32 protein-coding genes and 1 other annotated feature are annotated in these 26,948 nt (G+C 31.9%); of the genes, 28 read left to right on the top strand and 4 right to left on the bottom strand.

Translation table 11 applies throughout. From position 1 onward, the window contains the following. Positions 1–236 precede the first annotated feature (236 nt). The 6 genes from HMPREF9943_RS04705 to HMPREF9943_RS04680 all read left to right on the top strand — a co-directional run bounded on the left by HMPREF9943_RS04705 (position 237) and on the right by HMPREF9943_RS04680 (position 6,057). A complete protein-coding gene (locus HMPREF9943_RS04705) occupies positions 237–518 on the top strand; it encodes a phasin family protein (RefSeq protein ID WP_004802527.1) in 282 nt (93 codons plus the stop codon). A 1-nt stretch (position 519) separates the two neighbouring features. Beyond that, complete coding sequence (locus HMPREF9943_RS04700; protein WP_004802526.1) at positions 520–2,097, top strand: ABC1 kinase family protein; 1,578 nt, start codon at positions 520–522, stop codon at positions 2,095–2,097. Positions 2,098–2,423: 326 nt separating this feature from the next. Beyond that, positions 2,424–3,395, top strand: coding sequence for an ABC transporter substrate-binding protein (locus HMPREF9943_RS04695; RefSeq protein ID WP_004802524.1), 972 nt, complete (start codon positions 2,424–2,426; stop codon positions 3,393–3,395). 12 nt (positions 3,396–3,407) lie between these two features. Then, a complete protein-coding gene (locus HMPREF9943_RS04690) occupies positions 3,408–4,274 on the top strand; it encodes an ABC transporter permease (protein WP_004802522.1) in 867 nt (288 codons plus the stop codon). Then, positions 4,267–5,052 (top strand): ABC transporter ATP-binding protein, encoded by a 786-nt coding sequence (locus tag HMPREF9943_RS04685; RefSeq protein WP_004802520.1) that lies wholly within the window; start codon positions 4,267–4,269, stop codon positions 5,050–5,052. Before HMPREF9943_RS04690 ends, HMPREF9943_RS04685 begins: the two co-directional genes overlap by 8 nt. 81 nt (positions 5,053–5,133) lie before the next feature. After that, positions 5,134–6,057, top strand: a complete 924-nt coding sequence (locus tag HMPREF9943_RS04680; RefSeq protein ID WP_004802517.1) for a CobW family GTP-binding protein — start codon at positions 5,134–5,136, stop codon at positions 6,055–6,057. A gap of 35 nt (positions 6,058–6,092) precedes the next feature. Here the strand turns inward: HMPREF9943_RS04680 and HMPREF9943_RS04675 are convergent, their stop codons facing one another. The 4 genes from HMPREF9943_RS04675 to HMPREF9943_RS04660 are packed head-to-tail and all read right to left on the bottom strand — an operon-like array spanning position 6,093 to position 8,065. Next, positions 6,093–6,686, bottom strand: a complete 594-nt coding sequence (locus HMPREF9943_RS04675) for an SMI1/KNR4 family protein (RefSeq protein WP_004802515.1) — start codon at positions 6,684–6,686, stop codon at positions 6,093–6,095. A 14-nt stretch (positions 6,687–6,700) separates the two neighbouring features. Beyond that, entirely contained in the window at positions 6,701–7,051 is a 351-nt protein-coding gene (locus HMPREF9943_RS04670) for an arsenate reductase family protein (protein WP_004802513.1), read from the bottom strand. Position 7,052: 1 nt separating this feature from the next. After that, positions 7,053–7,283, bottom strand: a complete 231-nt coding sequence (locus HMPREF9943_RS04665) for a GlsB/YeaQ/YmgE family stress response membrane protein (RefSeq protein WP_004802510.1) — start codon at positions 7,281–7,283, stop codon at positions 7,053–7,055. Between the two features lie 17 nt (positions 7,284–7,300). Continuing rightward, a complete protein-coding gene (locus HMPREF9943_RS04660; protein ID WP_004802508.1) occupies positions 7,301–8,065 on the bottom strand; it encodes a MurR/RpiR family transcriptional regulator in 765 nt (254 codons plus the stop codon). A 97-nt stretch (positions 8,066–8,162) separates the two neighbouring features. Here HMPREF9943_RS04660 and HMPREF9943_RS04655 point away from each other — a divergent pair, with 97 nt between their 5' ends. The 22 genes from HMPREF9943_RS04655 to HMPREF9943_RS04555 all read left to right on the top strand — a co-directional run bounded on the left by HMPREF9943_RS04655 (position 8,163) and on the right by HMPREF9943_RS04555 (position 26,912). Then, entirely contained in the window at positions 8,163–8,447 is a 285-nt protein-coding gene (locus HMPREF9943_RS04655; RefSeq protein WP_004802506.1) for a ParB N-terminal domain-containing protein, read from the top strand. After that, positions 8,447–9,127 (top strand): pseudouridine synthase, encoded by a 681-nt coding sequence (locus HMPREF9943_RS04650; protein WP_004802504.1) that lies wholly within the window; start codon positions 8,447–8,449, stop codon positions 9,125–9,127. Before HMPREF9943_RS04655 ends, HMPREF9943_RS04650 begins: the two co-directional genes overlap by 1 nt. A 15-nt stretch (positions 9,128–9,142) precedes the next feature. After that, positions 9,143–10,558, top strand: coding sequence for a beta-Ala-His dipeptidase (pepD, locus tag HMPREF9943_RS04645; RefSeq protein ID WP_004802502.1), 1,416 nt, complete (start codon positions 9,143–9,145; stop codon positions 10,556–10,558). Continuing rightward, positions 10,558–11,685, top strand: coding sequence for a 23S rRNA (uracil(1939)-C(5))-methyltransferase RlmD (gene rlmD, locus HMPREF9943_RS04640; RefSeq protein ID WP_004802499.1), 1,128 nt, complete (start codon positions 10,558–10,560; stop codon positions 11,683–11,685). The genes pepD and rlmD overlap by 1 nt, the downstream gene beginning before the upstream one ends. 69 nt (positions 11,686–11,754) lie before the next feature. Continuing rightward, the gene (locus HMPREF9943_RS04635) at positions 11,755–13,113 is read left to right on the top strand and encodes a sodium-dependent transporter (RefSeq protein WP_004802497.1); all 1,359 of its coding nucleotides are present in this window, start codon (positions 11,755–11,757) and stop codon (positions 13,111–13,113) included. Between the two features lie 81 nt (positions 13,114–13,194). Further along, complete coding sequence (trhA, locus tag HMPREF9943_RS04630) at positions 13,195–13,881, top strand: PAQR family membrane homeostasis protein TrhA (protein ID WP_004802496.1); 687 nt, start codon at positions 13,195–13,197, stop codon at positions 13,879–13,881. A 49-nt stretch (positions 13,882–13,930) separates the two neighbouring features. Continuing rightward, positions 13,931–14,437 carry a signal peptidase II gene (gene lspA, locus HMPREF9943_RS04625; RefSeq protein ID WP_004802494.1) on the top strand — a complete coding sequence of 169 codons (507 nt, stop codon included), beginning with the start codon at positions 13,931–13,933 and terminating at the stop codon, positions 14,435–14,437. Beyond that, positions 14,410–15,318 carry an RluA family pseudouridine synthase gene (locus HMPREF9943_RS04620; RefSeq protein ID WP_004802493.1) on the top strand — a complete coding sequence of 303 codons (909 nt, stop codon included), beginning with the start codon at positions 14,410–14,412 and terminating at the stop codon, positions 15,316–15,318. The genes lspA and HMPREF9943_RS04620 overlap by 28 nt, the downstream gene beginning before the upstream one ends. A gap of 9 nt (positions 15,319–15,327) precedes the next feature. Then, positions 15,328–15,804: a deoxycytidylate deaminase gene (locus tag HMPREF9943_RS04615; RefSeq protein WP_004802491.1), complete on the top strand. Its 477-nt coding sequence runs from the start codon at positions 15,328–15,330 to the stop codon at positions 15,802–15,804. Further along, positions 15,797–16,684: a DegV family protein gene (locus tag HMPREF9943_RS04610; RefSeq protein WP_004802488.1), complete on the top strand. Its 888-nt coding sequence runs from the start codon at positions 15,797–15,799 to the stop codon at positions 16,682–16,684. The genes HMPREF9943_RS04615 and HMPREF9943_RS04610 overlap by 8 nt, the downstream gene beginning before the upstream one ends. Then, complete coding sequence (locus HMPREF9943_RS04605; RefSeq protein WP_004802486.1) at positions 16,684–17,544, top strand: PHP domain-containing protein; 861 nt, start codon at positions 16,684–16,686, stop codon at positions 17,542–17,544. Before HMPREF9943_RS04610 ends, HMPREF9943_RS04605 begins: the two co-directional genes overlap by 1 nt. A 43-nt stretch (positions 17,545–17,587) precedes the next feature. Beyond that, on the top strand, positions 17,588–17,863 hold the full coding sequence (locus HMPREF9943_RS04600) for a hypothetical protein (RefSeq protein ID WP_004802485.1): 276 nt from the start codon (positions 17,588–17,590) through the stop codon (positions 17,861–17,863). A 15-nt stretch (positions 17,864–17,878) separates the two neighbouring features. Further along, complete coding sequence (locus HMPREF9943_RS04595) at positions 17,879–18,136, top strand: hypothetical protein (RefSeq protein ID WP_004802483.1); 258 nt, start codon at positions 17,879–17,881, stop codon at positions 18,134–18,136. Positions 18,137–18,151: 15 nt separating this feature from the next. Then, a complete protein-coding gene (locus HMPREF9943_RS09830; protein ID WP_026624510.1) occupies positions 18,152–18,334 on the top strand; it encodes an IS3 family transposase in 183 nt (60 codons plus the stop codon). 191 nt (positions 18,335–18,525) lie between these two features. Further along, positions 18,526–18,734 (top strand) — a binding site (T-box leader). Positions 18,735–18,786: 52 nt separating this feature from the next. Beyond that, positions 18,787–19,554 carry a transporter substrate-binding domain-containing protein gene (locus HMPREF9943_RS04590; RefSeq protein ID WP_004802481.1) on the top strand — a complete coding sequence of 256 codons (768 nt, stop codon included), beginning with the start codon at positions 18,787–18,789 and terminating at the stop codon, positions 19,552–19,554. 18 nt (positions 19,555–19,572) lie between these two features. Further along, positions 19,573–20,256 carry an amino acid ABC transporter permease gene (locus tag HMPREF9943_RS04585; RefSeq protein ID WP_004802479.1) on the top strand — a complete coding sequence of 228 codons (684 nt, stop codon included), beginning with the start codon at positions 19,573–19,575 and terminating at the stop codon, positions 20,254–20,256. 10 nt (positions 20,257–20,266) lie between these two features. After that, positions 20,267–20,995, top strand: a complete 729-nt coding sequence (locus tag HMPREF9943_RS04580) for an amino acid ABC transporter ATP-binding protein (protein ID WP_040402666.1) — start codon at positions 20,267–20,269, stop codon at positions 20,993–20,995. Continuing rightward, entirely contained in the window at positions 20,995–22,098 is a 1,104-nt protein-coding gene (locus HMPREF9943_RS04575) for an aminotransferase class I/II-fold pyridoxal phosphate-dependent enzyme (RefSeq protein WP_004802475.1), read from the top strand. The genes HMPREF9943_RS04580 and HMPREF9943_RS04575 overlap by 1 nt, the downstream gene beginning before the upstream one ends. 80 nt (positions 22,099–22,178) lie before the next feature. After that, positions 22,179–22,481, top strand: a complete 303-nt coding sequence (locus HMPREF9943_RS04570; RefSeq protein ID WP_241431579.1) for a post-transcriptional regulator — start codon at positions 22,179–22,181, stop codon at positions 22,479–22,481. 33 nt (positions 22,482–22,514) lie between these two features. Continuing rightward, complete coding sequence (gene recJ, locus HMPREF9943_RS04565; RefSeq protein WP_004802471.1) at positions 22,515–24,131, top strand: single-stranded-DNA-specific exonuclease RecJ; 1,617 nt, start codon at positions 22,515–22,517, stop codon at positions 24,129–24,131. Between the two features lie 119 nt (positions 24,132–24,250). Then, positions 24,251–25,444 (top strand): SPFH domain-containing protein, encoded by a 1,194-nt coding sequence (locus tag HMPREF9943_RS04560; protein WP_004802469.1) that lies wholly within the window; start codon positions 24,251–24,253, stop codon positions 25,442–25,444. A gap of 1 nt (position 25,445) precedes the next feature. After that, positions 25,446–26,912: a TFIIB-type zinc ribbon-containing protein gene (locus tag HMPREF9943_RS04555; protein WP_004802467.1), complete on the top strand. Its 1,467-nt coding sequence runs from the start codon at positions 25,446–25,448 to the stop codon at positions 26,910–26,912. The last annotated feature ends 36 nt before the right edge of the window (positions 26,913–26,948 follow it).

Raw genomic sequence — 26,948 nt, 5'->3', positions numbered from 1 at the left:
TGATATTGTATTCTCAACCATTTCTTTCAAAACAGATTTCTATAAAGAAAGATAAGCTATTTATATTGAAGCACTGGATTTATAATCAGTAAACATTCTGATTGGAAATTTGTAAGGGTTAAAAAATTAGAGAGAATGACTATAAAGGGAAAAGATAGATTATTGTGAATAATTTATATGTATTAGTTTTATGATTATTTCAAATATGTTAGAATAATAAAAAGGAGTGATTATTTATGAATCAGTTAAGTGATAATATTAAGAAGCTTTTATTATTAGGTATTGGAGCAGCAGCTTTAACAGCTGAAAAATCTAAAGAAATGATTGACGAGCTTGTCAAAAAAGGAGAGCTTACTGTAGATCAGGGAAAAGTTCTTAATGAAGAATTAAAGCATAAAGCATCAGAGAAAGTCGCTGATGCAATGATTAATCGTGTTGAAAAACTTTCTAAAGAAGAAAGGGATATTCTTCGCCGGAAACTATCCGAATTGGATCAAGAAGAACATTCAGAGGAATAGAATGGGTGAAGTTAATGAAAAACATGCTTCTAAAAGATTAAGTGAAATAATATCTGTACTAAATAAGCATCGTATTATAACCGGTCTGACACCTGTAACATTGAGAGAAATATTAGAAGACTTAGGACCGACATATGTAAAATTTGGACAGATTATGAGTATGAGAAGTGATATCCTTCCTAATGAATACTGTCAAGAATTAGAAAAACTTCGTACTGATGTTGCTCCATTAGATTATCAGACAATTAGATATTGTATTGAAGAAGAACTAGCAACATCAATCAATGAAGTTTTTCTTTCTGTTGATAAAGAACCGTTAGGAAGTGCTTCTATTGCACAGGTACATAGAGCAGTGCTAGTTTCCGGTGAGAAGGTTGTTTTAAAAATTCAGAGACCTCATATTTATGAAACAATGGAAGCTGACATCAAGCTTATTAGAAAAGCATGTTCGATTATAAAATTAGCTGCCGGAACCGGGAATCTCTTAGATTTTAAAGCAGTTGTTGAGGAATTGTGGAGGACTTCTCAGCTTGAAATGGATTTTATTAAGGAAGCAGAAAATATTGATCGTTTCAGGGAGAATCAGCAGGATATTGCTTATATTCTTGTCCCTCGTGTTTATCATGAATATACAACACATAGATTATTAACAATGGATGATGTAGGTAGTATTCAGATAGATAATCATAATGAATTATTATTGAATGGTTATGATATGAGAGAAATTGCCAAGAATACAGCAGAGAATTATTGTAAGCAGGTTCTTGATGATGGATTATTTCATGCGGATCCTCATCCCGGTAATATTCATATTATTGATGGAAAAATTGCTTTTATTGATTTTGGAATGATGGGTACTGTAACACCGGTAACTCAGCAGATTTTAACTAAGGGTATTAAAGCTATTTTAGATGATGATATTTATGATTTACAGGATGCATTTTTAATGCTTGTTAAAACAAATCAACAGATTAATGAAACTCAGCTTATCAGTCAGTTAAATAATATTGTAGAAAAATACAAACAGATTGATTTTGGTGATTTTAATTTTGGACCTCTTATTGAAGGATTATTGGTCATAGTGAAAAGCAATAAGATTGCTGTACCGAGTGATCTGACAATACTTTGCCGCAGTCTGATTACTATGGAAGGGACATTAGGTAAAGTAGAGCCAAGTATTAATTTACTGGAAGTGTTAGCTAATCATATGAGGATTAAGTGGCAAAGAGAATTAAGTTGGAAAACACAGACCATTCATATTCTACGTGATATTTATACTTCTTTAAAGAAAGGTATAGCATCTCCATCTATTTTCTATGATGTCTTAAAACTTTTAAAGAACGGGCATCTGACTATTAATCATAGTACTTCTCAAAGTGAGAAAGACTTAACGGCTCAAAGGCATAATTACAATCATATTGTAGTTGCTTTACTGATAGGATTTATTTATATCAGCAGTTCTATTTTAGTTCTTTCACCACTTCCTAAAGTTATTCTCGGTCTACCATTTCTGTCTTTTTTAGGATATTTAATTGCTACTATTTTAATGATCTTATTATTATGGAAAATGGAAAAATAATATTAAATATTTATTTTTTCTAGAAAATATATTGACCTAAAAATATTATGGTGGTATATTTAAGAAAACCTGAGAGCAGGAGATAACGTTTATAAACGATTTTACAGAGAATCAGGAAAAGGTGGAAGCCTGATAAATACGTATAAGCAAATGGACCTGTGAGGGCAAAGGGGAAAAGTAATGAGTATCCTTTGACGTAATACATACGTTACATGTAAGAATGTGATAGCATTCCCTTACACCAAAAGGTGGTATAGCAGATTTTTAACATCTGTCCTTTTTCAGGACAGATGTTTTTGTTTTAAGGGAGATAGGAGGAAAACAATATGAAAAGAATCACAGGAACAGTCTTATTAATCGCTTTAACTCTTAGTATGCTTGCAGGATGCAGTCAGTCTACAGGCACTAAAAAGAAAGTAGGCATTATTCAGCTTATGGATCATACATCCCTTAATACAATCAAAAATGCTTTTGATAAGGAAATGGAAAAGTTGGGATATAATGATAAGAATATTGAATATAGTTTTAAAAATGGGAATGGCGATACAAATACTTTAGCATCTATTGCGAATGAGTTTCAGGGGAAAAATTTGAATGCTGTAGTAGCAATCGCAACTCCTGCTGCTCAGAGTGTAGCTAAACTAGCAAATAAAACACCGGTTATTTTTAGTGCTGTCAGTGATCCGATAGGCGCTAAATTAACATCTTCTCTTACTCATCCTAATAAGAATATGACAGGAACCAGTGATGAAGTGCAAGTTGATCAGATTCTGGAAAAGGCATTGGAGGTTCAGCCTAAGCTTAAGAAAATAGGTTTGCTTTATAATAAAGGAGAAGCTAATTCGGTTACAAATATTAAGAATGCTAAAGCCTATCTTTTAAAGAAAAATATTCAAGTAGAAGAAGCAGCTGTTTCATCTGTCAATGAAGTACAAAGTGCAGTGAATGTCTTATCATCAAAATGTGAAGCAATTTTTTCACCAAACGATAATACTGTAGCTTCTGCTATGGCAGCAGCCGGTAAAGCTGCTATTAAAGCTAAAATACCATTTTATACTGGAGCTGATTCAATGGTTAAAGATGGAGGTTTTCTAACAGTAGGTATTGATTATGAAGAATTAGGAAAAGAAACAGCAAGAATGACGGATCAGATATTAAAAGGGAAAAAGATTAGTGAATTACCGGTTAAAGTTTTTAAAACAGATCTAAATATTTATGTTAATAAGAAAACTGCTGATGCATTAGAAATAAAATTACCGGAATCAATTATACAGAATAAAAAATATAAGGAATTATAAGTAGAGAATGTTATGAATTTTATTATTATTAGTGGAGCGTTAGAATTGGGAGGCATATTTGCTTTACTTTCTTTAGGACTCTTTATCAGTTTTAAGGTTTTAAATATACCGGACTTGACAGTTGATGGATCTTTTACAGTAGGATGTGCTGTTTCGGCAGTAACGACATTATCTTTATCACCTTTATTAGGAATATTGTTTGCTTTTATTTCCGGTGTGATAGCAGGTGTGTTTACAGGATTATTAATTACTAAATTAAAAATCAATCCTATTCTTTCAGGAATATTAACTCAGACAGCTCTATATTCCTTAAATCTTAGAATTATGAATCAGACACCCAACATCTCGTTATTAGATAAATCAACTATCTTTACTCCTTTTGAATCAGAAAATGGTATTGGTAAAATAATTTTAATCTATTTTATAGTTTTTATTATTGTCGGTTTGCTTAGCTATTTACTAAAGACACAATTAGGACTTGCATTACGTGCTTGCGGTGATAATGAAGATATGGTAAGAGCAAGTTCTATTGATACTGATAAAATGAAAATTATTGGTTTAGGACTGGCAAATGGATTAGTAGGATTATCTGGTGCTCTTTATACTCAGCAGCAGATGTATGCTGATATTACTGCCGGAATAGGAATGATGGTTATTGGCTTAGCATCTATTATTATTGGAACTACATTTATTAGAAGCAGTCGTATATCTATACAATTAGCGGCTACAGTTATTGGAGCAATATTCTATCGTTTTGTACTGACTTTTGCTTTACAGATAGGTTTACCTTCTGGAGATTTAAAGATTCTTTCAGCAGCTATTGTGATTGCTGCGATAGCATCAGCAAATTTGTCAAGGAGGAAAAAGAAAAATGCTTGATATTATGAACTTATCCGTTATTTTTAATGAAGGCACTGTCAATGAAAAGACAGCTCTTAATCATTTGAATCTTCATTTAAATGAAGGGGACTTTGTTACAATTATTGGTAGCAACGGTGCCGGTAAGTCAACGCTTTTTCAGGCGATTGCCGGTGGTGCTGATGTTAATGAAGGGAGTATCCTTTTAGATAATAAAGATATTACTTATACTAAAGAGTATATTCGTTCTCGTCAGATAGGTAGATTGTTTCAGGATCCATTAAAAGGAACAGCCCCTTCAATGACAATTGAAGAAAATCTCACACTAGCTTCTTCGAGAGGCAAACACTATTCTTTAAGACCAATAGGTCATAAAGATAGAAAAGCATTTATAAAAGCTTTAGAAGCATTAAATATAGGTTTAGAAGAAAGGCTTTATACAAAAGTAGGGACACTTTCAGGGGGGCAAAGACAGGCTTTAACTCTTTTAATGGCTACTTTTGTAAAACCAAAGCTTTTACTTCTAGATGAACACACAGCAGCCTTAGACCCTCAAACATCATTAAAGGTTATGAATATTTCAGAAAGAATAGCCAGTGAACATCATATTACTACAATGATGATTACTCATAATATGGAAGATGCTTTAAAGTATGGTAATCGTATTCTTATTATGAAAGAGGGAAATATTATTGCTGATATTAATCAGGAAGAAAAGAAAAAGATGACTGTAGAAGATCTTATTAAACGGTTTACACAGTCATCTGAGAGTAATGACAGAATCCTTCTTCGTAACTAAAAACGCCTGTGAAGGCGCTTTTTTTGTAACAATCTTGCATAATTAAAATTCACTTTATATAATGTTTAAAGAGGTCCTTATATGATTAAAATTGATTTAATTACCGGGTTTTTAGGCTCCGGTAAAACAACTTTTATAAAAAAATATATTAAATATCTATCTGGTCAAAATCAAAAAATTGCGGTTATAGAGAATGACTATGGAGCAGTTAATATTGATCGTATGCTTTTAGAAGATGAATTGAAAGATATCTGTGATATTGAAATGGTTATAGGTGGAGATCCAGACTGTCGTCGCAGACGATTTAAAACGAAGCTTATTTCTATGCATCTGTTTGGATATGATCGTGTTGTTGTTGAACCTTCAGGTATTTATGATCCGGATGAATTTTTTGATGTTCTTATGGAATCACCATTAAATCAGTGGTATGAAATAGGCAATGTTCTTGCGATTGTTGATAGTGAAATAGATACTCTTTCTATACAGGCTAATTATATATTAGCAGGTGAAATCGCAAATGCTGGAAAGATTATTCTATCTAAGACACAGTTCTATTCAAAAGAAACTATTTATAATACAGTCAGATATCTATCAAGTGTTTTATCACTTGTCTCATGCCCTAGAGATATTCATAACGATATTATTGATAAAAACTGGGAACAATGGAATGATAGGGATTACGAGAATATTATGAATAGCGGTTATGTAGTTTCAGCCTATACTAAATATTATAATGAAGAACTTGTAAAATTTAGTTCTTTATTCTTTCTTGATGTTCATCTTAATATTAAACTTCTTAAAGAAAGAATCCGTAGACTTTTTCTAGATGATAAAACCGGATTTGTATTCAGGGTGAAAGGTTTTCTGTTTATAGAGAATAAATGGATACAGATTAATGCGGATAGACATCATTTATCCTTATCACCGGTATCCTTGGGGCAGGAGATTATTATTGTGATTGGTGAGAATCTTAATAAAGAACTTATTGAGAAATACTGGCAATAAGATATTAAAATTAGATAATAATAAAAAAGCTTTATTTAAGCTTTTTTATTATTAGATTGTTTCAATATTTTAGTAATTAATTCTGAAATGCTTGATGTGACATAAATAATCTGATCCGGATCATGACAATAAAGAATAATTTGACCAATTTGTCCTTCTTTATTAGGATCTAAATCTAGCATCAAATAACAGCTATTGCAGTACTGAGCAAAGGGAAACCATTTTTTATTAAAAAGAAAAGGCTTTATTTTATTGTTTTTCATTTTATTGATATCTTCATTTGTAAAGTAATCAGGAAAATCAGTAAGCAAGGCATTTCTGTTTTGAAAATAAGTCTTAGAATTTTTTATTTCCTGTAAACTCATTAAACAGAATGTCATATCTATATTGTTAATGCTTAAAGGAAAAAGGCAGAAAAACTGACTGCCATTTTTATATTGATAAAGTGTTTTAAAATCATCCGGTAATATTATATTAAAGTTCTTTTCAAATAATAAAAGCTCATCTAATGATGCTCCATTAATATTTTTGTAATCATCTAAATATTCTTCCTCAATAGGATTATCTAAGTCCCATTCTTCAAAATGATAACATATGTAGTTTTCTATTTTTTTAATCTGATTTATCATTGTTTGTATCATCCTTATAAGAGTTTATCTTCCCATTCTTCTTCTTTAAATCCTATAAGTATTTTATTATCATTAATAACTAATGGTCTTTTAATAAGCATACCATCATCGGATAATAATCGGTAGGTCTCTTCTAAAGAGAGATTAGGAAGTATATTTTTTAAGTTTTTTTCTTTATATGATCTGCCATTTGTATTAAAGAATTTTTGAATAGGTAACTGACTGAGTTCATGCCATTTTTTTATTTCATCAAAGTTAGGGTGAGCAACAGTAATTTCTCTTTCAGTATAATTAATATGATGATTATTAAGCCATTTTAATGCTTTTTTGCATGTAGAACATCCCCTATAACAAAGTACTATCATTTTAATTATCCAACTTTCTTGCTAAATAGATCAGCAGACAGGCACCAATTACTGCTACAATTATATCGCCAATAAATCCATACGAATAAATACCTACTGCTTTTAGAATAAATCTGCCAACGATACCGCCAAGCAATCCCAATATTATATTTCTTAAAAGAGAACCATCACTATCCATGAGATTCCCTGCCATCCAGCCGGCTAAGGCTCCGGTAATAAGTGCTATAATCATAAGCATACCTCCTTTAATTACAGATAATACTGCTGAAAATAATTAAGTCTTAATAAATCATAGATAGCCATTAGCTGATAGTTAAAATCAACGCTTTCAAATTTTCCCGGTAAGACAAGAGTTTTTGTTGCATCGCTATCGTTTTGATTCAGATATATTTTATTTTGAGTAAACAGTACAGAATAAGCTTTTTCAATATGAACATCTTTCATATTTTTTTTCATATTATTTAAGGCTCTTCCCGTACCACTGACAATAATCGCAACATCATCATGATCCAGATGAATAGGATTATAAATATGGTACTGAATAAAAGGCTTACCAAAAGTAATCATATCAGTTTGCAATTCAACCGCTAGTGAAATAGGGTAGAGAGCTCCAAAAATCACAATTCTTTTAGCATGATAAAACTTTTCACACATTTCTTTAATTAAATCACTCAGTTCTTTGTTTCCGATGGGCATATCCATCTTTTCTAGAAACTGTTGAGGTTTTACATCAATCAAACGAACTCTTATTTGATTGAGTCTGATTTGATAATCGTTATACAATGTAAATTGAAAATCTTCATAGTTATCAAAACCGAATGCACCAATAAAACTATCCAGTTCTTCGTTTTTAAATGGGCCAGCTTCTAGAAAATCTATTTTACTCATGTTTTCAATATTAATATAATTAAAGATAATAAACATACCTATCTTAAAATAATAATCATTGAATAATGTTCCGTTCATATAAGTAAGAATACGGCTTAATAATAAATTCTGATTTTTCCGTGCCATCTTGATCACTCCTCTGGCAAAATTATAACATAATAGTTTTGATACTTGAATCATTTTCAAAAGATGTAAAATTGTTTATAATAAGAGGGGTGATTATATGAGAATAAGAAAATTAAATTTATCCGATATTCATTATATTAGAAAAAATTATAGTCAAAATTTAAAAGAAAGTATACTACGAATAGGATTTTCATTTCCAATAAAAGTCAGGTTAACTAACAATCAGTATTACTGTATTGATGGACATAAGAGATTAAGTTGTTTAGAGGATATTCTATTATCCGATAGTTATTATAAAAGAGGATCTGAAATACCGGTTATTATTGACAACAATGGTGATATAAGAAGCAATGATCAATGGTATGACAGAAATAAACACTGATGAAAATAAGTGAAATATTAATTCTTAATCATTTAGGAACAAAGAAACAAGTAAGAAAACTCATACGAAATGGTCAGATATCTTCTTTGAAAGAAATAATCAGAGAAGATAGAGAAGCTATTGAACAGATATTTTATCTTGATAGAAAATTGGATATGAAACCATTAAAATATTATCTTATTAATAAGCCTTTAGGATATTTATGTTCTCATAAGAGTAAAGAAAAATGCCTTATTGATCTGCTTCCTGATTATCACCTTCATTATGTTGGCAGACTAGATAGAGCAACTTGTGGTCTTATGATTATGACAAATGATAAAAAACTGAGAAAAAAACTTATGCTTCCTGAATTTAAGATTACCCGAACCTATTATTTTGAATGTTTATATGAATTATCAGATGGAGATGTAAATAGATTAAACTATGGAGTTATAATAGATAAAAATGTTATGACTTATCCGGAATCTTTAACTCTTTATACAAGAAAGAAAGGTACATTGATTTTAAGAGAAGGGAAATATCATGAAATAAGAAAAATTTTTCTTTCTTTAAATAATCAGATTACATATTTAAAAAGAATTGAATATGGTGATATATTATTAGAGGATTTAAAAGAGGGAAAGTACAGAGAACTTCATAAGGATGAAATAAAACATCTTTATGATTTAGTCAATCATTAAAGAGGAGGTAAAGGTATGTTTGAAAATAGAGAACCTGTATTAAAATATTTTGAAGAAATATCACAGATTCCCAGAGGATCTGAAAATGAAGAAGGAATAGCGGATTATATCGTTTCTTTCGCAATAAAAAGAGATCTTAGCTATAAAAGAGATGCAATGGGGAATGTGGTTATTTATAAGCCTGCCAGTCATGGCTTAGAGCATCACTCCAGTGTTATGCTCCAGGCACATATGGATATGGTCTGTGAAAAAGATCCTGAAAGTAATCATAACTTTTTAACTGATCCAATAGAATTTATTGAAAAAGATGGATGGCTTTATGCTAATAAGACAACATTAGGTGCTGATGACGGATTAGGTGTAGCCACAATGCTGGCTCTCTTGGATTCATCATTCAGTCATCCTGATTTAGTCTGTGTTTTTACTGTTCAGGAAGAAACAGGATTATATGGTGCTAAAGGCATTAATCCGGAATGGCTGAAAGCCAATCGAATGATTTCTCTTGATGGAGAAATGTTTGGTGAAACAATTGTTTCTTCTTGTGGAGGAAGAGATGTTATTGTGAAAAGGAAGCTCCATAAAAAAAGAAATGAGCTACCGGTTTATCAGATAGAAGTATCCGGACTTTTAGGAGGACATAGCGGTGATGAAATTAATAAAGAGAGAGGGAATGCTTCAATATTAATTGGCAGAATTCTTAAACGTTTAGTAGATGAAGGCATACGTTATTCTATTACTGATATCTCCGGCGGTAAGAAGGCTAATGCGATCACAAGAAATGCATATGTATCTATTGCTACTGAATCTTATATTGCTGATTTTATGTTAGAGATAGAAAATGATTTAAGAAAGGAATATCAAAATAGTGATCCTGATTTAAGAATAGCTATGAAACAAATTGAATCATCGTATAGCTACACTAGAGAAGAGACATGGGATATTGTTAATATGTTATTTTTAGCACCGCATGGTGTCTTATCTTATTCTACAGCAATTGAACATTTACCTGTTATGTCATTGAATCTAGGTATTATGGAAATCTCTGATGATGTTTTATCAATGACTTTCAGTACACGTGCTGTTTTGAAATCGCAAAGAGATTATATGGCTTCTTATCTTCGTACACTTGCTATGGTATGGAATTTTAATTGTTTTGAAGAAGGAGATTTTGATGGCTGGGATTATAATATACAATCACCTCTAAGAAAAATACTTAAGAAAGAATTTAAGGCTGTTTATGATGAGGATATTATTGAAAGTGCAACCCATGGAGGTTTAGAGACAGGAATATTTAAAGGATATAATCCGGCTCTGGATATTATTACTTTAGGGGCAACCGCAGTAGCTATTCATACTTCTCATGAACATCTTGATATTGATTCACTAGTTGAACTATATCATTTCCTGAAACATTTTCTAGGTAAATTATAATGATATGTGAAATAAGTAAAAAATGTGGCGGCTGTCAGTTTATCAATCAAGACTATCAGAAATCTTTAGAATATAAAAATAGCTACATGAAAGCTTTATTTAAAGACTTTCATGTAGCTATTCATCCAATTATCGGCATGCATAATCCTTATGGATATCGTAATAAAGTTATCGTAGCATTCAACAAGAATTATGAATATGGCTTATATCAAGAACATTCTCATCATATAGTCCCTTATAGTTATTGTCTCTTACATGATGAATTAACTGATTCTATCATTCATAAGATTGCTTTATTATTGAAGAAATATCGTGTATCTATTTATGATCCTCGAACATGTAAAGGTGAAATCAGACATGTTTTAATAAGACGATCGTATACTACAAAGCAATATATGATTGTCCTTGTTTCAACAAAGACTATGTTGAAAGGCTCAAGAAATTTTTCTAGAGAGATTGTTAAAGAGTTTCCTCAAGTCAAAACGATTGTTTTAAATACTAATACAAGAGATACTGTTGTTGTATTGGGAGAAAAAGAAACAGTGCTTTATGGAAAAGGATTTATTATTGATTATCTATGCGATTTGTCTTTTAAGATTTCAGCAAAATCTTTTTATCAGATTAATCATGAGCAATGTGAGATACTTTATAAGAAGGCTTTATCCCTTCTTTCTATTAGAAAAGAGGATATTATCTATGATACTTATTCCGGAATTGGAACAATTGGTATGATTGCTGCAAAATATGCTAAACGGGTTTATTCTATTGAAAAAAATAAACAAGCAGTCAAAGATGCGAAAATCAATCAGGCTTTTAATAATCTGATAAATGTATATCTGATTCAGGATGATGCTGGTGAATATATGATTCATCAAATAAAACAAAATGTTTCTGCAGATATAATCATTATGGATCCGCCACGAAGCGGTTCTTCTTTAGAGTTTATTCAGGCTTCCTGTCAATTGGGACCAAGAGAAATACTCTATATTTCATGTAATCCTGAAACACAGATAAGAGACTTAAAAAATTTTAAAAATTATGGATATTATTTTAGGGATATTTATAGCGTAGATATGTTTCCCTTTACAAATGGAATAGAAAGCATAACAGTTTTAAGAAAACACTAAGAAACACTACCTTTTTAAATTTGTTGTGATATAATATACTTCGTTTAACAAATTTTATGAGGGGGATTTATGGAAAGAGAAAAACTTGGGTCTAGATTAGGCTTTATTCTGCTGAGTGCAGGATGTGCGATAGGAATAGGAAATGTCTGGAAATTTCCATATATGACAGGACAGAATGGTGGGGGCTTCTTTGTCCTGTTTTATCTGCTTTTTTTAGTATTATTTGGTGTACCCATTATGGCTATGGAATTTTCAGTGGGGCGTGCTGCTCGGAAGAGTCCTGTAAAAATGTTTCAGAAACTAGAAAAGAAGGGAACATTCTGGCATTTTCATGGATATATCTGTATGCTTGGTAATTACCTTTTAATGATGTTTTATACTGTTGTTGCCGGCTGGATGCTTTATTATGTCTATGCTTCGATAACCGGTCTATATCATAGTATGAATAATAAGCAGATTGTAGATGTATTTAAGGGATTACTAAATAATCCGATGATTCTATTTATCTGTACATGTACAATTATTATTTCCGGCTTTTTTATTCTTTCTATTGGATTGGAGAATGGACTTGAAAAAGTAACAAAGATTATGATGCTTTTTTTGATTGTTTTAATTATTATTCTAGCTATTCATAGTCTGTTCTTAAAAGGCGGAATGAAAGGACTCGCCTTTTATTTAAAGCCGGATTTTAAAAAATTAGCCGAAATTGGTATTGGAAATGTTGTTATTGGTGCGTTAACACAAGCGTTTTTTACATTAAGTATAGGTATGGGTTCAATGGCTATTTTTGGAAGTTATATTAATAAGGAACATACATTATTAGGAGAATCTATTAATGTGGCATTTTTAGATACTTTTGTTGCTTTATGTTCAGGATTAATTATTTTTCCTGCCTGTGCAGCTTATGGTGTTGATGTAGATAGCGGACCCGGCTTATTGTTTATAACACTGCCGAATGTTTTTAATCACCTTCCACTAGGAAATATCTGGGGAAGTTTATTCTTTTTATTTATGCTTTTTGCAGCTTTTTCAACAGTTTTAGCCGTTTTTGAAACTATTACAGCCTGTTGTATGGATTTATTTCATTTAAATCGGAAGAAGGCCTGTATGATGAATATTATTTTAATGATTTTATTAGCATTGCCTTGTTTATTAGGTTTTAACATCTTATCAGGAATTCATCCTTTAGGAGCAGAAAGCAGTATTTTGGATTTAGAAGATTTCATTGTAAGTCATCTGATTCTTCCTATAGGATCAATGATATTCTTAATTTTTTGTGTTTCAAGGTATGGCTGGGGATGGAAGAATTTTATTAAAGAAGTCAATACAGGGGAAGGACTTCAATTTAAAAAATGGATGTATCCTTATTTGAAATATATTTTACCGATTATTATTTTTATTGTTTTTATAATAGGTATTATAAAATAGTATAATGATCTAGTATCAAAAACTAAATATATTGACATTTGTAACTAATAATGTTACCTTTTGGTTATGGAGGTGTCTAATATGCGAACGAAATTATCTGACAGAGAGCTGCCTCATTATACTAAAGGTGAAGAAATATTTAATATGGTAACTCATATTATTGGCGGTGCTTTAGGGGTTGCAGCATTAGTTTTATGCATTGTCTTTAGTGCTATGCATCATAATGGCTATGCTTTAGCTTCTTCTATTGTATATGGTATTTCAATGATTCTCTTATATACAATGAGTAGTCTTTATCATGGCTTATCGCCGCGCTTTGACAAAGCCAAGAAAATTTTCCAGATTATGGATCATTGTACAATTTTTATTTTAATTGCCGGTACATATACACCTATTTTATTATGCTCTATTAGACCTGTTTCACCGATATGGGCTTGGACTTTATTTGGAATTGTTTGGGGAGTATGTATAGTTGGCATTATCTTAAATGCAATTGATATTTCCTCATTTTCTAAATTATCCATGTTTTTATATTTAACATTGGGATGGTGTATTATCTTTAAATTTAATCTGCTTCCCGGAACAGTAGGAATGAAAGGTGTTTTACTGCTTGTTGGTGGTGGAATTGCTTATACAATAGGAACGATTTTTTACAAACTAGAGGATAAATATAGATATATGCATTCAATCTGGCACATATGGATTCTTGTTGGCAGCATTCTGCATTTTCTTTGTATTTTTCTTTATGTTATAAACTCAATTCAATGAATTGAGTTTTTTCTGTTTTATGGGTATAATAGCACATAGAGGTTAATATATGAAATTGAAAATATCTATTAAATATCTATTATTTTATATCATTACTTTTATAGTGGTGATAGCAGGAGATCTGCTTACCAAAGAAATTATAAATACTCAAATGCAGCTAGGCAGCAGTTATGAAATTATCCCGGGATTTTTTAATTTTACCAATGTTCATAACACCGGGGCAGCCTGGGGATTATTGTCGGGACATATAGAATTGTTTTTGTTTGTTGCTTTACTTGCAGGAGGTGTTATTATTTATTATTTTGTCCGTTCAAAGCCGGAAGAACAGCTATTAAGGTTTGGTCTTGTTCTGGTCTTTGCAGGAATGCTGGGGAATGTGTATGACCGTGCTGTTTTTCAGTATGTGAGAGATTTTATTGATTTTATTATATTGGGTTATGATTTCCCCATTTTTAATATTGCGGATATGGGAGTAGTGATTGGTATGTTTTGCATTATAGCCGAAGTGGGAATAGGAGAGTATAAACAGTGGAAATTCAATCAATTGAACTCATAGAACAAGATTTTTATCAGCGTCTTGACAAGGTGATTTTAAATCATCATGAGAATGAAAGCAGAACATCTGTTCAAGGATGGATAAAAGCCGGTTGTGTATTTGTGAATGATAAAAATGAAAAATCAAGCTATAAGGTGCAGCCCGGTGATTATATTAGAGTTGAATATCCTAAGCCGGTAAATACTGATATTCTTCCTGAAGATATCCCTTTAGATATTGTTTATGAAGATAAAGATGTTATTGTGGTTAATAAGCCATCAGGAATGATTGTTCATCCGTCATCCGGTATTTATAGTGGAACATTAGTCAATGCTCTTCTTTATCATTGTCATGATTTATCAGCCATTAATGGCGTGACAAGACCCGGAATTGTTCATCGTATTGATAAAGAGACCAGCGGACTGATTATGGCTGCTAAAAATGATTTATCTCATCAATCTTTATCAAAACAGCTTGAAGAACATACTGTTATCAGGAGATATATAGCTTTAGTCCATGGTGAGATTCCTCATACTAAAGGTCGTATTGTTGCACCTATCGGCAGAGATCAACGTGATCGCCAGAAGATGAATGTAACATCTCATAATGGAAAAGAGGCTATTACTAATTTTACTGTATTGGAGCGGTTTAAAAATATGACATTGGTAGAATGTCGTTTAGAAACCGGACGTACACATCAGATTCGTGTTCATATGAATTATATTGGTTATCCGGTTTATGGTGATCCTAAGTATGGATACAGAAATGATGATATATCTCATGGTCAGTATTTGCATGCAAAACTATTAGGTTTTAAGCATCCGGTTACAGGAAAAGAATTATTATTTGAATGTAAGCTTCCTGACTGGTTTGAGAATAAACTCAATGAATTGAGAGGATAGATAGGTTAAATGAATAGAATAATTAGTTGGGATCAGTATTTTATGGGAGTAGCAAAGCTTTCTTCTTATCGTTCTAAAGATCCTAATACACAAGTCGGGGCCTGTATAGTTAATAAGGAAAATAAAATTGTTGGTGTAGGATATAATGGAATGCCTTGGGGATGTCAAGATAATCAGTTTCCCTGGCAGCAAAGAACAGGAGAATTAAATGAAACAAAATATGCTTATGTAGTACATGCAGAACTTAATGCTATTTTAAATTCAACAGCTTCATTAGATAATTGTCGTATTTATGTTTCATTATTTCCTTGCAATGAATGTGCTAAAGCCATTGTTCAGTCAGGCATTAAAGAAATTATCTATGAGGATGATAAATATAAGGGAACAGCAATGGATATTGCCAGCAAGCGTATTTTGCATGCTGCGGGAGTAACTTACAGGAAAGTACCATATTTTGGGATTAAAGTGGAGGATGAACATGTATAAGATTATGAGCGATACGTCATGTGAAATGACATTAGCACAAGCACAAGAAAGAAATATAGAATTGATAAGCTTTTATATGTCGGCAAATAAGAAAGATTATAAAAAAGAAGTCCGAGAATGGGCAGTTAGAGATTTTTATCAATTTATGGTGGACCATCCTCGTATTTTTCCAACCACATCTATGCCAAGTACTGATGATTATTATAGTGCTTTTAAAGAAGTGCTAGATCAGAATATGGATATTATTTGTATCTGTACCAATGCTCAATTTTCAGGCTCTTATAATGCGGCCAGATTAGCTGGAGAAATGGCTTTAGAAGAATATCCTGATAGAAGGATTGAAGTTATTGATGCTACTTTTAATACTGTTTGTCATCGTTTACTTTTAGAAGAAGTGGTTAGATTAAGAAATGAAAATACAGATTATGATGAATTGATCGATAGAATAAAGATTGCCCTGCCTACAGGTCATATTTATTTTACAGCCGGTAATATGGATTATTTAATTGCCGGCGGCAGACTGAATAAAACTGTAGGAAAGGCAGCCAACGGATTATCTATTAAGCCTATGCTTCATTTAAACAGCGGTAAGCTAAGTCTTACCGGAATTGCCAGAGGAAGAAAAGGTTCAATGAATAAAGCTTTAAAACAATGCATTGAGTATTTTAAAAAAGAGAACCTGAATACTGATGACTATTTGTTTATTATAGGATATGGTTATGATATCAAAGAAGGAGAAGATTACTGCTCTTTTGTACATGATGCTTTCTTATCTGAACTCAATCATAATATTACAATTACTACAGGACAGATTGGAGCTACAATTGCGGTTCATACAGGACCATATCCTATTGGTATTGCTTTTTTGAGGAAATTGTAATGAATTCAGATATTGATTTGCATATTCATACAGCGGCCAGTGATGGAACAGATCAACCTCTAGAATTAATTGAAAGAATAAAGAATGCTCATATTCATATCTTTTCAATTACTGATCACGATACTATTCAAGGTGTTATGCAAGTTAAGGATCAGATACCAAAAGATTTAACATTTATAAAAGGGATAGAATTTTCTACAATTACTCCTATTAGACAAGCTCACATTCTAGGTTATGACTATGATGAGAATAATGCTTTGTTTCAAGCTATAATCAAAGAGGGTAATATTTTAAGAAAAAATAAAATGCTTCAAAGATTAGATTATCTTAAGGATATTCATCATATTATCTTTAATAATTATGAATTAAACTATCTTTATTCATTAAACAGTGTTGCTAAGCCACATCTTGCTTCTTTAATTGTTAAAAAAGGCTATGCTTCTACAATCAGTGAAGCTATTGAAAAATATATCAATGGAATTCCGGGAGAAACTGAACGAATAGATGCTAAAGCGGCTATTGAGGCTATTAAAGAATCCGGAGGCATTGCAATATGGGCACATCCCTTAGGAGGAGAAAATGTTAAAAGACTGTCAGAAGAGGACTTTATGAAACAATTTCATTATCTTTTAAATGCCGGTATACAAGGTTTAGAAGTCTATTATTCACGTTATGATGATAATGAACAGAAATATTTATCAGATCTTGCTTTAAAATATCATCTTTTGATAAGCGGAGGCAGTGACTATCATGGACAAACAAAAAATATTGAATTAGGGACTTTAAATAAGAATCATCATTTTATTGATACTGAAAATCTTAGTCTTCTTAAATTATTAAAAAAGAGGAATAAAAATTAGTCAAATAGCTTTTTATTTTGTATAATGAGAAAGAGGAGCAATTATGAGTGGTTTAGATAGATTTGATGATGAAATTTATGATTTTGCAAGGGAAGAGGGTAAAGAAATAGGTTTTGTTATGGGTGCATCAGCGATGTATGACTTTATTTTTAACAATTTAGAAAATGCTGAATTTAAAGATAATCCGGATGCTCTTTATGAAGATTTCTTAAAGAAAATAAATAATGATCCCGACTTCCTGAGCTTTTATTTAGATGTTTCCGAATTTGTTGATGATTTTTCATCATATCTTGATGAAGAAAATGAATTATTTAACTAAAGGAGTGGTAAAATAATGGATACAGTAAGGTGTATTATTTTTATACTAGCCGGGTTATTATGTCTTTTCGTAGCAGTTAAAATAATATTTGTGATGCAGGAGATTAATCTAAAAAAGAAACAGACAATGTTTAATCTGAATAATCAGATAGATCAGATTAATGGATTAGTAGAACAATTCAGACAGACACTGACTAAAAGTGAATCAGCAATAAAAGCTCTTCATAAAACGAGTGAGAAAATCTTGTCATTTTTTAATAAATATAATAATTAAAAAGAGACATTTATTGTGGGTTTATTGGAAAAAAAGAATGAGATGTATTATGGTTGCGAGAAGGATTATGATTCATTTGAGAATTTCTCCAATGCCATTGATGAATATATAAGTTATTACAACAATGAAAGAATTCAGAGCAAAACAAAATGGATGCCACCTGTAAAGTACAGGATAGCATCCATGTGTTCAGCTTAATTCGCTAATGAATGTGTCCAGGATTCCGGGTACATATCAAGATGATATTAAAAATCGGAATAAAGAAAATTAGAAGATATAGGTGAGAAAAGATAAAATTACTATTTGGGAAATATAATTTATTTTTTTATATATTTTTTTAAAAAATATTGACAATTGCAGAAATACATATTAATATATTTGTCAATAACATAAACTTGATGACAAAGAGAGTAGTCTTATCAGATTTCAAGAAGCGAGCTGAAAGAATGGTGAAAGTTTAGCAAAGAAGATAAGATGAAGCGCACTTTCGAGAGGATTGTCTGAATTCATAGGACAAAAGGTTGGATCCGCCTTAAGGATGAGAGAGGGTAATTCTATTATCAAGAAGAGTGGTACCGCGTAAATATACGTCTCTTGCATATGCAAGAGACGTTTTTGTTTTCAAGATGTTATAAAAGGAGGAATGGATTATGAAGAAATTTTTAAGTATGGTTCTAGCAGGCATTGTGGCAGTAGGGTTAGCAGGATGTGGCAGCAACACAAAAAAAGATGGCAAGAAAGTTGTAGAAATCAATGTTGCGGTTTCACCGGATTATGCACCTTATGAATCTAAGGATAAAGACGGAAACATTATTGGTTTTGATGCTGATATGGTGAAGTTATTCCCATCTTATTTAAATACTGATACAACAACATATAAGTTTAAATGGAATTCTATGTCTTTTGACAATATTGTAACTCAGGTCCAGGCAGGACAGGTAGATTTAGGAATTTCTGGCTTTACTTATGATGAGAAGAGACAAGTAGAGTGGTCTAAGCCTTATACTGCATCAGCACAGGTTGCTGTTGTTAATAAAGATAGTAATATTAAAACTGTTAAAGATTTAGAGGGAAAGAAACTGTTGGCACAAAGTGGAGCAACCGGTGAAGCGGCAGCTAAGGCGGTAAAGAATGCTAATGTAACAACAGTTAAAAATGTTCAGCAGATTTTCTCGGCATTAACAGCAAAACAGTATGATGCTGTCATTGTTGATTTAGCAGTTGCTAATAATTATGCAAAAGCACAGGGATTTAAAGTACTAAGTGAATCATTATTAGATGAGAAGAATTATATTATTGCTAAAAAAGGAAACAAAGAAATGATTGACCTTGTTAATAAGGCATTGGAAAAGTTCTTAGCTAGTGATGATTATAAAAAATTAACTGATAAATATGGATTAAAGAAGTTAGAAAAATAATGTTTAGGAGGGGTACATATGTATGCAGGTTTAAATAAAATACTGACAGCAGAGAATCTCTTATTTCTATTAAAATTTGCAATTGTATCATTAGGTCTGGCAGGTGTATCTCTTTTACTGGGCTTGGTTATTGGTGTAATCTTTGCATCTTTTAAAATATCTCAGTCAAAAATTTTAAGAATTATAGCTAATATCTATATTGAATTAGTACGTGGTACACCAATGTTACTACAGATTATGATTATCTTTACGGTTATACCAATGTTTATTAGCAGGATAGTAGGCTTTGTCGTAAGACCGGATTATTATCTGATTGGTATTATTGCAATGAGCATGAATAGCGGAGCATATCAGGCTGAATATATTCGAGGTGGAATTAATGGAGTTGACAAGGGACAATGGGAAGCATCAGCTGCCTTAGGCTTATCAAGATGGCAGATGATGAAATTTGTTATTTTGCCACAGGCATTTAAATTAATTGTTCCTACTGTTGTCAGTGAGTTTGTCACTCTTATTAAAGATTCTTCTCTTATTTCGACTATTGGTGCCAGTGAATTATTATTCGCTGCCAGTCAGCTTGGAAATGAGAATTATGATTATATGTCAGCCTATACATTAGCGGCAGTTTTTTATCTTATTATGACTTTAACTATCTCATACTTAGATAAAAAGCTAGAAAGGAAGTTAGCAAGCAGTGATTAATCAAGAACTTATGATCAAGGCTGATCATGTCACAAAAAAATTCGGAAGCTTAAAAGCTTGTAATGACGTTTCATTGGAAATAAAAAAAGGTGAAATAGTTTGTCTGATAGGACCGTCAGGATCGGGTAAGTCAACTTTTATTCGCTGTCTTGACGGCTTAGAAAAGCCTGAAAAGGGAGATATTTATATTGAAGGAGTTAAGCTGGATAAGAAGGATAAAGAAAACTATGCATTATTAAGAAGAAAAATGGGATTTGTATTTCAGCATTTCAATCTTTTTCCTAATATGACAGTATTAAAAAATCTTACTCTAGCTCCTGTTAATGTCTTAAAAAAGAGTGAAGAAGAGGCAAAGGAACACGCTATTAAATATTTAAAGATTGTTGGTTTGGAAGATAAAAAAGATGAATATCCTAATAATCTTTCAGGCGGACAGAAACAAAGAGTAGCAATCGCAAGAGCATTATGCCTAGAACCGGAAGTAATGCTTTTCGATGAACCTACAAGCGCTCTTGATCCGGAAATGGTTGAAGAGGTTTTACTGGTCATGCAAAGATTAGCTAAAGAGGGAATGACAATGATTATTGTTACTCATGAAATGGGATTTGCTAAAACGGTAGCTGATCGTGTTGTTTTTTTAGAAGATGGAAAAATAGTAGAGGAAAATAGTTCTGAAGAATTCTTTGATCATCCTAAAACAGATCGAGCAAAGCTATTCTTAAGCAAAGTAATGCACTAATGAATATTAAAGAGTTTATAGTAGAAAAATGGATGACAAATCATGAAAATGATTGTCTTTATAATCTTACAGATACATGTATATCTCCTCTTACTATTAAGCAGATAGAGGAAATAAGTCAAACAGATATTATCGGTGAGTTAAGTCAGATTAAGCTTGATTATGGACCAATTACTGGAAGTATCAGATTAAAAAGAGCTATTCTTTCTCTTTATCAGCAGGGTGATATGGAGAATATCTCTATTACTAATGGAGCCTCAAGCGCCAATGAACATGTCATGAAAGCTTTACTTTCTTCCAATGATCATATCATCACTTTTTTTCCTTCCTATCAGCAGTTTTATAGCTATCCTGAAATGTTGGAATGTAAATGTGATTTAATTGAACTTAAAGAAGAAAATCGTTGGCAGACTTCTGTTGATGAGATTGTTTCTCATATTGTTCCAGAAACAAAAATGATTATCATGAATTCTCCTAATAACCCGACAGGAACTTTGTTAGACAAGAATTTTCTATTAAAACTCATAGATGTATGTAAAGAACGTCATATTTATATATTAATAGATGAGATTTATCAGGGATTATATGAAATAAACAGTATTAGTGACCTTTATGAATATGGTATCAGTACATCTTCATTATCTAAGATTTATGCCTGTGCAGGATTAAGATTAGGATGGATCAAAGCATCTAAGGATGTTATTCAAATTATTGATAAGTGGAGGGATTATACACTGATTTCAACAGGCATGATAGATGATTATCTGGCATCTTTTATATTAGAACATAAAGAACTGATTATTGAGAGATCAAGAAAGATCTGTGAGGCTAATAAGAAAATTTTAGCTGATTATTTAAAAAAAGAAAAAAGAGTCAGCTGTATTATTCCTAAAGATGGAACTGTTTCTTTTTTAAAATATTATTTGCCTATTCATAGTATTCAGTTATGTGAAGGACTGCAAAAGGAATATGGTGTATTCTTTGTTCCGGGTGAAGCTTTTGGGTGTGATTATCATTTAAGAATGACTTTTACCGGCTCTCCGGAGAAAACCAAAAAAGGTTTGGAATTATTAAGTAAATATTTTAATAAGTTTAATTTTTGAAGTCTCACTATGAGACTTTTTTGATATAATTTAAAGAATTTTATCTTTTCATTTATCGCATACTCCTATATAATGAGTAAATGAAAGAGAAGTGTGAGAATATGTATAGTATTAATCGATTACCAAAAGATATTCATTTTTTGATTCATTCTAAAGCTTTTGAATTTGGCAATGAAGGTATTCAGAAAATTGATGCTCAGGATATTAAAGATTATTTATATAACGTGACTTGGAAGAATAAATCAGAACTTGAATACTGTGATATAATTGATGATATTATGTCATTAAGTTTTTCTGTTGTGTTTGACTATTTAAAGACAAAAGTTATTATTGAGGCAAAAAATAAGAATATATCTGATTTTAATGATCTGATTTTTAAATAACTGATTCCAGTTATTTTTTATTAAGGAGAAAATATGTTATATCATAAAATATATTTGGAACATACTGATGATATTATGCATGACTATCATGTGAATCCATTACTTGCAAAAGTAATAGAAGCAAAAAAAATGGATATTGATACCTATCAGCAGATGATCAGTCATCGGCTGATTTATCATCAGTATGATTTATTTTCTGAAGCAGAAATGGCTTTAGAACGTATCCATGAAGCATTGGATAATGATGAAAAAATATGTATATATGGTGATTATGACTGCGATGGCATACTAGCAACAGCAATTATGGTACAAGCGTTTAAAGATTTAGGCAAAGATGTCGGTTATCACATTCCTAATCGTTTTATAGATGGCTATGGTCTTAATAGTATGCGTGTCAAACAGATGGCTGAAAAAGGATATACACTAATTATTACTGTAGATAATGGGGTTAAAGCTCATGAAGCAGTGGAAGAAGCCAATCGTTTAGGAATAGATGTTATTATTACTGATCATCATACCTTTAATGAAGAAGAGGATCTCCCTGATGCTGCCAGTATTATTCATACCAAGCTATCTGCTGATTATCCTTTTAAAGAAATATGTGGAGGATTTGTAGCTTTTAAGCTGGCAAGCGCTTTAACCGGTATGAATGATAAATATCTTTATTCACTTGCTGCCATAACAACAATTTCAGATATGATGCCTTTATTAGATGAGAATAGAAGTATTGTTGAAAAAGGATTGGAATTTATGTCTGAGAATCATTATCGCTCTATAGAATTATTAAAAGGAGAAAAACAGCCATATAATGTTACAACAATAGGATTTACCATAGCTCCTAAGATTAATTCATTTGGCAGGCTTCCGGAGAATGTTAATCCTAATCATTTAGTTAAGTATTTCCTGAAGGATACAGATCCATCTTATCAGAATAAAATAGCTGCCTATGCTTCTAAAATCAATAGTCTTCGTCAGACAATGAGTGATCAGGCTTATCGTAAAGCATTAGAGATTGAACATGAAAAATGTCTTTATTATGCATCTAAAGATGTTCATGAAGGTATTATCGGACTAATTGCGGGCAAATATACCAGGGAATATGAAAGACCTGCTTTAGTAATGCATTATGATGAAACAAAACAAATCTATCGGGGCAGTGCCAGAGGTATTGAAGGCTTTAATATTTATAAATTTTTTTTGAAACATGATAATCTTTTAGAACAGTTTGGCGGTCATGCTATGGCAGGAGGATTTAGCGTATCAAAAGAGCATTTTAAATCACTTCATCAGGCTTTATTGGAAGAACTTAAAGATCAGGAATTTAATTCTTCACAGGATGTTATTGTGATTCAGAAAGAAGATCTGACAATAGATAATGTAGAATCACTTTCTCAGCTTGAACCTTATGGAAAGTCTAATGAAGAACCCCTATTTATGATTGAAAATCTAACAATTGATCATTTTATTGAATTAAGCGGAGGCAAGCATTTAAAAATGACTGTCGGTAATTTATCATTACTTTACTTTTTTAATGGTGATAAGAAATCTATTATTGCTTCTTCTCCTACACATACATTTGTCGGCACTCTTTCTATTAATGAATTTAGAGGTGTTAAGAGTATAAATATGATTATAAAAGATATCTTATGATGTCTTTTATATTGTGAAAATATTGACTCATGGTTTAAAGACATGATAAACTTATACTATAAAATAGGCAGTTATGCCAAGAAAGGAAAATTGAACAAATTGTTCAATGAAGGGAAACTATGGGTTTTATTCAAGCAGCAGCTGGTGCAATAGGTGGCACTTTAGCTGATCAATGGGTTGATTTTTATGCTCCTGTAGGGAATGTTTCTCCTACAGCAGCCATTTTTCCAGGTGTTCTGATGGGACAGAATAGCGGGAGAGGATCAAATGTACGTGGAAGTCAGAATATTATTACAAATGGAAGTAAAATAATTGTTCCTGAAGGTACTGCTTTAGTAACAATTCAGGAGGGAGCTATTACCGGTATTATTACTCAGCCGGGAGGATATGAATATCGTAGTAATGATCCTCATTCACAATCTATCTTTACAGGCGGCGGTCTTATTGATTCTCTTGTAAAACAGTCTTGGGAGAGATTCAAATATGGTGGAATTCCAGCTGCTCAGCAGCTTATTTTCTATGTGAATTTGAAAGAAATTCCAAATAACAGATTTGGAACACAATCAGAAATTTATTGGGATGATGCTTATTTTGGAACACAGGTAGGCGCACTTACCAGAGGAACTTATACTTTACAGATTACTGATCCGATTATGTTTATTAAAAATTTTGTACCAGTAAAGTATGTATCAGCAAATGCTCCTCAATTTGATTTTGCTGATATGGATAATTCAGCAGGAGAGCAGCTTTTTAATGAAGTTGTTGGCTGTCTTTCAGCAGCTTTCTCACAATATACAAATGATCCATCAAAAGGCAATAGAATGTCTAAGATTCAGTCTGATCAGATTGGTTTTGCTGCCTGTCTTTCACAGGCTGTAGAAACAGCTTATCAGTGGAAAACTTCTAGAGGATTAGAAATTGTTAAAACAGCTATTTTATCAATTGAATATGATGAAGATACAAAGGTATTAATGAGCGATGTCAAAAAAGCAGATGCTCTTTCCGGTGCCAGAGGAAATGCTTTCTTCCAGCAGTCAGTAGCTCGAGGCATGCAAGCGGCTGGTGAAAATGGAGGCGGTACAGGAATGGCTTTCATGGGAATGGGCATGAATGCTGCCGGCGGTATGATGCAGGGAATGCAACAACCAAATGTTCAGGGTGCTTATACACCTAATTTTAATCAACAACAGACTGCTCAGCAAAGCACTGAAGATCCGACAGAAAAATTATTAAATGCTAAAAAATTGCTTGATGCCGGTGTTATCACACAGGAAGAATTTGATCAGATGAAGAAGAATCTGTTAGGGTTGTAGTATGGATGACGTATCACTTTTTGAAATTTATAAGGATGCTAAAGATGGACAAATAAAATGTCCTAAATGTGGAGCTACTGATATTGTATCAAATCCTAAAACCGGTAAACTGATTTGTCAGTTTTGTCGTCATGAATTTTTATTAGATGTGATTGAAGATGATGAAGATATCAGTCAGTTAGAAGGCGTTAAGGCAGCTACCGGAGCCGCTGATATAGACAGAGAAGCTGATAATACTGTAACTTTAAAATGTGAGAGTTGTGGAGCTGAAGTTGTTGTTAATACTGAAGCAGCAACACAATCACGCTGTCCGTGGTGTCGTAATATTTTATCTATTAACAGGAAGATTCCTAATGGTGCAGTATGTGATGCGGTTTTACCATTTCATTTGTCTAAGGATGATGCCAGAAGTGCAATTGAAGATTTTGTTAATAAAAGGAAATTTTTTGCCCATCCAACATTTGTTAGAGAATTTACAACAGAAAATATTTGTGGTGTTTATTTTCCTTATATGATTGTAGATATTAATGCACATCATAATTTAACAGGTATTGGAGAACATCTTGTACATAGCTATACAGAAAAAAACGGTAAAGACTCAGAGACTTATTATGATGCAGATGCCTATTATGTAGGAAGAGATTTTGATATTATAATTGATGATCTCACAATTGAAGCAAGTGCTGATAAATTAGATGTTTCTAATACTACAAAGACGACGAATATTATAAATTCCATCATGCCTTTTGATACAAAGAACTGTGTCAAATTTAATGCCAATTATCTTAGAGGGTATACATCTCAGAAAAGAGATATTGATATTAAAGATATTCAGTCTATTGTGAATGTACAGGCAGCTGATATTTCTAGAATAGCTATTAATAAAACTCTTACTAATTATGATAGAGGGGTCGCTTGGCAAAATGAAAATTTTGAAATTAAGGGATCAAAATGGATTTCTGCTTATCTTCCGGTATGGCTTTATAGTTATCTTCAGACAAGCGGGGGTAAAAAGCAGCTTCATTATGTAGCAGTCAATGCTCGTACTAGAGAAACAATGGGAAGTATTCCTATTAATATGACGAAGCTGATTCTTGTTTCCATTTTAGTTGAATTATTTGGAGCATTGCTGCTGATGTTTGTGAATGATCGTGTTCATTCTCATATTAAATGGCTTCTTTTATTACCTGGTATTGTGTTCTTTGGTATTATGTATGCCAGATATCGTAATGCCGGGGCAAGACATACTTATGAAAGTGAAACTATGCATCAGATGTCAGATATCAAGGGATATGATAATTTTATGGAGCATCGTAGAAGACTGAGAAGCTCCACAATTGAAGGAATGAATAATACTTCATTAAAGGGTACAAATACTTCACTTACAAATAGTGTTATTGAGCATTTAAAGGATAATGGATTACCAATTGATTTTCTTCAAGAACAAGCAAAACGCTTAGATGAATAACCGATATATTTTGTATCGGTTATTTTTTAATAAATG

Origin of the sequence: Eggerthia catenaformis OT 569 = DSM 20559, from assembly GCF_000340375.1 — a bacterium.
GTDB classification, from domain to species: Bacteria; Bacillota_I; Bacilli_A; order Erysipelotrichales; family Coprobacillaceae; genus Eggerthia; species Eggerthia catenaformis.
The sequence above is the reverse complement of the archived record's forward strand: the minus strand, read 5'-3'. Positions and strand labels throughout refer to the sequence as shown.